The sequence below is a fragment of the Streptomyces sp. NPDC048383 genome (assembly GCF_040651775.1).
GTDB lineage: Bacteria > Actinomycetota > Actinomycetes > Streptomycetales > Streptomycetaceae > Streptomyces.
The window spans coordinates 122,584-129,009 of sequence record NZ_JBEZKS010000017.1 but is presented as its reverse complement, the minus strand read 5'-3'; the positions used below and the strand labels follow the sequence as shown (position 1 = coordinate 129,009).

Here is a 6,426-nt window from a genome sequence, read left to right as displayed (position 1 = left end):
GCGACGTGCTGGGTGATCAGCAGGTGAAGCCAGCCGAGCCGGTCCGCCCCGGTGACGACGGGGCCCGTACGGGTGCCCCGCGCGGCGGGGCCCGGGCCGTCGCGGCCGGCGCCGAAGGGGGAGCGGGGACGGACGGAGCCGGCCTGGTTCGCCGCCGACGACCTGCGGCCGTTCCTGGCGATGCTCGGCGCCTTCCTGGGCCGGGGCCTGGGCAAGGGGGTCCGCGTCCTGCGGGGCGTCCCCGGCCAGGGGCGGCGCACGGGCCGGGCGGCCGTCCGGGCGCCCCGCCAACGGGCGCGACCCCCGGCGGCCTCCCGTCCGACCCCGCCGGAGGCCTCGACGGAGCCGGACGAGCTGGTGACCCGGTGACGGGCGGCCCCGCCCCCGAGGGCGGCCCGGCCGGGTCGGTGTCGAGCGAGTCGGAGGAACTGCCGTGACGCGGGTGGACGATCTCGTGGTGGTCGGCGCGGGACCGTACGGGCTGTCGATCGCCGCGCACGCGGCGGCGGCCGGGCTCGACGTGCGGGTGCTGGGGAGGCCCATGGCCTCCTGGCGGGACCACATGCCCCCGGGCATGTACCTCAAGTCGGAGCCCTGGTCCTCGAACCTGTCCGCGCCCGGCGGCCGGCACACCCTCGCCGAGTACTGCGTCGGCCTCGGGGTGGCCGCCGACCACGGCAGCCCGCTGCCGATCGGCACCTTCAGCGGGTACGGGCTCTGGTTCGCCGGGCGGGCCGCGCCCGGGGTGGAGGAGGTGACCGTCACCGGCGTCATCCCGCAGGGCGAGGGGTTCCTCGTCCGCACCGCCGAGGGGCCCCCGCTGCTGACCCGGACCGTGGCCCTGGCGGTCGGGGTGATGCCCTTCATCCGGTACCCCGACCTGCTGCGGGAGCTGCCGCCGGGGCACGTGTCGCACAGCAGCGACCACGGTGACCTGGCCCGGTTCGCCGGGGTCGACGTCACCGTCCTCGGGGCCGGGCAGGCCGCCCTGGAGACCGCCGCGCTGCTCGCGGAGGCGGGGGCCCGGCCGACCCTGGTGGCCCGGCGGGCCCGACTGAACTGGAACACCGTCCCGCAACCCCTGGAGCGGCCGCTGAGGCGGGCGCTGCGCGAGCCGCACAGCGGTCTCGGCACGGGCTGGCGCAGCTGGGTGTGGTCGGAGCTGCCCTGGGCGGTGCGGCGGCTGCCCGCGCCGACTCGCGAGCGGATCGCCGCCACCGCGCTGGGGCCCGCCGGGGCCTGGTGGCTGCGGGATCGCTTCGAGCGGCGGGTGCCGGCGCTGCTGGGACACCGGCTGCACGGGGCGACCGCGGCGGGCGGGCGGACCCGGCTCACACTGACCACGGCCGCCGGGGAGTCCGTCGTACGGGAGACGGAGCACGTCGTCGCGGCGACCGGGTTCGCCCCGGACCTGCGCCGGCTGGAACTCCTCGACGCCGGGCTGGCGGCCGCGCTGGAGACCCTGGGCGACGGCGGGACCCCGGAGCTGAGCGCCGGCTTCGAGTCCTCGTGGCCCGGGCTGTTCTTCGCGGGGCTGCTGACCGCTCCCTCATTCGGCCCTTCCATGCGATTCGTACACGGTGCGGGGTTCACGGCGGGGAGACTGGTGAAAGGAGTCCGCAAGCGCCTCGGTGCCCGGGGTCCGCTGCCGGGCGCCGCGAAGGTCGCGGACCGCGCCCGGACGGACCGGGCCGCCGGCGGGCATCCGTGGACGTAACTGCGCCGAGATCCACCTGAGAGGGGTCCGCGATGGGAGCGGAGCGAGCACAGGGCGGCCGTGGCTGGGTGCGCATCCCCGCCAGCCGCGGCGAACAGTCCCCGGCCGGTCCGGCCGCGGACCCCGCTCGGGGGGCGCCGGGGTACGGGCCCCCGGGGTACGGGACGCCGTCGTACGGGCAGGCTTCGTACGGGCAGCCCTCGTACGGGGCCCCGGCCCACGGCTCTCCGGGTGCGGGCGGCCCGCCCCGCAGGTCCGGAGCCTTTCCGGCCGGGGATCCGTGCGCGATCTACCTCTCCCTCGTCAAGCGCTGGCGGGAGGCCGGACGCACCCTTCCGGGGCATCCTGACGAGGAATGGGAGCGGCTGATCTCCCAGCCGTGCTGGCCCGGCCGTTAGGTGGTGTGTCTCTTGGCAGCGGCGGAGCACGACGGATCCGAGCAGGGCCGGGAGAGTCCCCTGACAGGCCCGGGCGAACGGCTCGCGCTGAACGGCATGGGCAGCTTCGAGTGGAACCTGGGCACCGGGACGCTGCTGCTGGACGCGGCCGGCCTGGTCGTCTTCGACCTGGAGCCGGAGGAGTTCGACGACACCCCGGAGGGCCTCGGGCTGCGGATCCCGGCCGACGACTCGGCCCGCCTGGCGCAGACCGTGATCGAGGTCCTGGACGGTGAGGGGGACACGTACGGCTCCTACTTCACCGTGCGGCGGCGCGACGGCCGCGATCAGTGGACGCACACCCAGGGCCGGGTCCTGCGCGACGCGGCCGGCCGCCCCGTGCGGATCGCGGGCATCGTCCGGGACGCGACGGCGGAGCTGGCCCACGCCACCGTCCTGCGGAAACTGGAGTCGGCCCGCGCCCACCAGGCGACCATCGTGCAGCGCACCACGGACGCCCTGTCGCGGGCGGTGACGGTCGACGACGTGACGGCCGCCCTGACCGGCGCGGGCGCGCTGGAGCGCCTCGGCGCCGACGGGCTGGCGCTGGGACTCGTCGAGAACGGCGCCATCAAGATCATCGCGTTGAGCGGGGAAACCCTGGAGATCCTCAGCGAGCGACAGTTCACCCGGCTGGACGGATCCCTGCCGCTGTCCCAGGCGGTCATCACCCGAACGGCGCGGTTCGTCACCTCCCTCACCGAACTCGCCGACGAGTTCCCGCTGCTCGCCGACTACCTGAGCCGGATCCGCTACGACGCCGCCGCCTACCTCCCGCTGATCGCCCAGGCCAAGGCCATCGGCGGGCTCGTCCTGTTCTACCGGCGGCGCACCGAGTTCAGCCCCGAGGAACGCAACCTGTGCCTCGGCCTGGCCGGCATCGTCGCCCAGTCCCTCCAACGGGCGCTGCTCTTCGACCAGGAACGCGAGTTCGCGACGGGCCTGCAGGCCGCCATGCTGCCGCGCCGCATCCCGGAGATCATCGGCGGGGAGATCGCCGTCCGCTACCACTCGGCCTGGAGCGGGCGGGAGGTCGGCGGCGACTGGTACGACGTGATCGCGCTGCCCCGCGACCGCGTCGGGATCGTCGTGGGCGACGTCCAGGGCCACGACACGCACGCGGCGGCCATCATGGGCCAGCTGCGCATCGCGCTGCGCGCCTACGCGGGCGAGGGGCACCCGCCCTCCACCGTGCTGGCGCGCGCCTCCCGCTTCCTCGCCGAACTGGACACCGAACGCTTCGCCACCTGCATGTACGCGCAGGTGGACCTGGAGACCGGCAGCGTACGGGCCGTGCGCGCGGGCCACATCGGCCCGCTGATCCGGCACACGGACGGGCGTACCGGCTGGCCCAACGTGCGCGGCGGGCTCCCGCTCGGGCTGGCCACGCTCTTCGAACGGGAGGAGTTCCCCGAGACCCGGCTCGACCTGGTGCCCGGCGAAACCCTCGTGCTGTGCACGGACGGGCTCGTGGAGGAGCCCGGAACCGACATCAGTCAGGGCATGGAAGCGCTCGCCCACGCCGTCAGGAGCGGCCCCCAAGGGGCGGGCGCGCTCGCCGACCACCTCTCGGACCGGCTCTGGGAACGCTGGGGCTCCGGCGACGACGTGGCCCTGCTCGTCCTGCGCCGCGCCCCGGACCCGGGCACCCACCGGGCGCCCCGGATCCACCAGTACGTCCACCAGGCCGACCCGGAAGGGCTCTCCGAGGCCCGCTACGCCCTGCGGCACGCCCTGCGCGACTGGGGCGTGCCCGAGCTGGCCGACGACGTGGAGCTCGCGGCCGGGGAACTCCTCGTCAACGCCCTCCTGCACACCGACGGCGGGGCGGTGCTGACCATGGAGGTGCTGCCGGAGCCGGTGCGGCGGATCCGGCTGTGGGTCAAGGACCGCTCCAGCGTGTGGCCGCGTCGGCGCAGCCCGGGCGAGGCGGCCACCACCGGACGCGGGCTGCTGCTCGTGGACGCGCTGGCCAGCCACTGGGGCGTGGAGTCCCGTGGCGACGGCAAGGCCGTCTGGTGCGAGTTCGACGTGGACGCCCCCCGTCGCGCCGGAGGGTGACCGGATGCCTACGTCGGGTTGTGGGGCGTGGGGCGCGGGGTGATGATGCGGCCATGGAACGGACGGTTTTCAAGGCTTCGCGACGGAACGCCCAGTGCGCCGCCTGAACCGGGGCGCGGTCACCGCGCTACTGGCGGCCCTGCTGCTGGTGGCCGGGGTCCCCACGGTCGTGGACTGGACGACGGGGCGTCCGCACGCGGACCCCGGGTGCCAGACGGTGGCGTTCATGTCGATGACGGGCGAAGCGCCCGAGTGCCGGTAACGAGCGCCCGGGTTCCGGTAGCGGCGGCTACCGGACGACGGACGACGCGGGAGCCCGGCCCGGGACGGCGTCCGGCGGCGGCGGTCCAGCGGCGACGGGATTTAGCGGCGGCGGTCGTGCACCGTGACGTCGCGGGCGTCCTCGGCGACGGTGTCGACGGACCGGGGCAACATCCCGCCACCGAAGTGGATCTCCTGGAGCTGCGCCACCGCGCGGGCGGCGCCTCCCTGCACGCCCCAGGTGCGACCCGGCTTGCTCTGCGCCCGCCACGGGTGCTGGTGCCCGTCGCAGACGGCGTCGCCGGCGCCCATCGTCACGCGGACGCCCTCCTGGATCACGGTCGCGCGGATCTGAACCGCTCCGACGGGTGACGCGGCCTCGCAGCTGTAGGTCCCGGAAAGGGTGATCCTGCCGTCGGGGGTGATGTGGGCGTCCGACCGTACGGAAATCTCCTGATGGAAAACGGTGGCTTCCGCGGGAACGGCCAGGGCGGCGGTGGCGGCCAGTGCGGAGCAGGCCGTGAGGGCCAGTCGGACGGCGGTCGTGCGCATTCTTCCTCCAGGTGGATGAGCATGTGGATGAGCCGGTGGACGGGCATGTGGATGAACGGGTGGACGCGGGTGGCGGTATTCCGTCGGAACGCATTGTGCTGGCAGTTGGCGGGCAACTCGCGCCCTCCGCCCGTGTCGGTGTGTGCAATTGCCCGCTCGGGCGCGTGAGACTGACCGGAATAAATTCCCGAAGTTCGAAGATCCCCGAAGGGATCCCGTATGCGCTGCCTTTCCGTCCCCGCCCTCGCCGGCGCGGCCCTGATCCCGCTCCTGCTGCTCGGCGCCACCGGCTGCTCCGGCGAGTCCGAGGGGGCCGCGGTCGCCCCCGCCGCGGCGCCCGCCGTCCCGATCGACGACGGAGCGCCCGGCGCCGACGAAGACCCGGCCGCGCTCCCGCGCGAGGTGAGGCCGGCCGCCGTGAAGGAAGCCCATGTGGGTGACTCCGTACGGGTCCGGGGGCGCGAGGTGGGCCGTCACCTCCAGGTGGTGCTCGCCGCGTTCGTCGACCCGGCGGTGAGCGTGGAGCCGAACTTCGTGCCGCCGGCCGGGAAGCGGTGGGTGGCCGCCTCGATGTCGTTCGTCAACGTCGGCGGAGCTTCGTACGGGGCTCTCGGGCGCATGTGGGCGCACGACAGCGCGGGCAAGCGCCACCCCGTCGTGCGCACCGGGGAACTGACCACCGGCAAACCCCTCGTCTTCGATTCCCTGGAGGTCGGTGAGCGGGCCGAGGGCTGGGTCGTGTTCGAAATCCCGGAAAGCGCGCGGATCGTACGGGTCCAGTACCAGGACGCGAACATGCAGGCGAATTCCGGAGGGGGTTTCTGGGCGGTCTAGCCCGGGCGGGTGAAAGGCCGTGAAAGGGTCGGGTGACGGCCCACTAAGGTGCGGCGCATGACTTCTACGCAAGCCGAAATCGACCGGTCCCACCTCGGCACCCTTTCGGTGCTCGCCTGGATCGGCGACCCCTCCGAGGGGCACGACATCCCGTACCTCCTCGCCTACACGCTGGGTGACGGTCCCAAGGGCCGGGAGGCCGGCGAGGCGGCTGCCCGGGGGCTGCTGGAGGAGATCGGCCTGCCCATCGGGGACGTGGTCATGGACGGCACCCGCAACCCGCACAAGTTCGACGTGAAGGTCCTGCTCGCGGACAACCAGATCGCGCTGACCCTGCCGGGGCTGAACGCGACCTGCACCGCGCCGCCGGAGTGGGTGGACGCGGCCAACGAGAGCGGGCAGGCGTACTTCCTGTTCGCCACCCGCGCCTGGCCCGAGGCGGTTCCCGGCAAGCCCGTCACCGCGGAGATCCTGCAGGCGTTCGCGGGTGACGAGGAAGTGCTGACGAGCAGCGCGCACTGCGTCGTGACGGTGCAGAGCCTGCAGAAGTGACGGTGCGGGGCC

6 protein-coding genes and 1 pseudogene are annotated in these 6,426 nt (G+C 74.3%); 5 read left to right on the top strand and 2 right to left on the bottom strand.

The window, feature by feature from the left end; genetic code table 11:
* A pseudogene (locus AB0D46_RS14975) lies at positions 1-215 on the bottom strand (hypothetical protein); the annotation flags it as partial.
* A gap of 227 nt (positions 216-442) precedes the next feature.
* Here AB0D46_RS14975 and AB0D46_RS14970 point away from each other — a divergent pair.
* The 3 genes from AB0D46_RS14970 (at position 443) to AB0D46_RS14960 (ending at position 4,477) form a co-directional block, all read left to right on the top strand.
* A complete protein-coding gene (locus AB0D46_RS14970; RefSeq protein ID WP_362877735.1) occupies positions 443-1,717 on the top strand; it encodes an NAD(P)-binding domain-containing protein in 1,275 nt (424 codons plus the stop codon).
* Positions 1,718-2,127: 410 nt separating this feature from the next.
* On the top strand, positions 2,128-4,215 hold the full coding sequence (locus AB0D46_RS14965; RefSeq protein WP_362877726.1) for a SpoIIE family protein phosphatase: 2,088 nt from the start codon (positions 2,128-2,130) through the stop codon (positions 4,213-4,215).
* A 94-nt stretch (positions 4,216-4,309) separates the two neighbouring features.
* Positions 4,310-4,477: a hypothetical protein gene (locus AB0D46_RS14960; protein ID WP_362877725.1), complete on the top strand. Its 168-nt coding sequence runs from the start codon at positions 4,310-4,312 to the stop codon at positions 4,475-4,477.
* A 101-nt stretch (positions 4,478-4,578) separates the two neighbouring features.
* On the opposite strand, the gene AB0D46_RS14955 is transcribed toward AB0D46_RS14960, so the two are convergent.
* Complete coding sequence (locus AB0D46_RS14955) at positions 4,579-5,028, bottom strand: DUF6299 family protein (RefSeq protein ID WP_362877724.1); 450 nt, start codon at positions 5,026-5,028, stop codon at positions 4,579-4,581.
* Positions 5,029-5,247: 219 nt separating this feature from the next.
* On the opposite strand from AB0D46_RS14955, the gene AB0D46_RS14950 reads away from it, so the two are divergent.
* Entirely contained in the window at positions 5,248-5,862 is a 615-nt protein-coding gene (locus AB0D46_RS14950) for a hypothetical protein (protein WP_362877723.1), read from the top strand.
* A 57-nt stretch (positions 5,863-5,919) separates the two neighbouring features.
* A complete protein-coding gene (locus AB0D46_RS14945; protein ID WP_362877722.1) occupies positions 5,920-6,414 on the top strand; it encodes a DUF5949 family protein in 495 nt (164 codons plus the stop codon).
* Positions 6,415-6,426 lie beyond the last annotated feature (12 nt).

Coding starts and splice junctions, on each gene's coding strand:
- AB0D46_RS14955 (WP_362877724.1), bottom strand. CDS start 5,028: ATGCGCACGACCGCCGTCCGACTGGCCCTCACGGCCTGCTCCGCACTG.
- AB0D46_RS14950 (WP_362877723.1), top strand. CDS start 5,248: ATGCGCTGCCTTTCCGTCCCCGCCCTCGCCGGCGCGGCCCTGATCCCG.
- AB0D46_RS14945 (WP_362877722.1), top strand. CDS start 5,920: ATGACTTCTACGCAAGCCGAAATCGACCGGTCCCACCTCGGCACCCTT.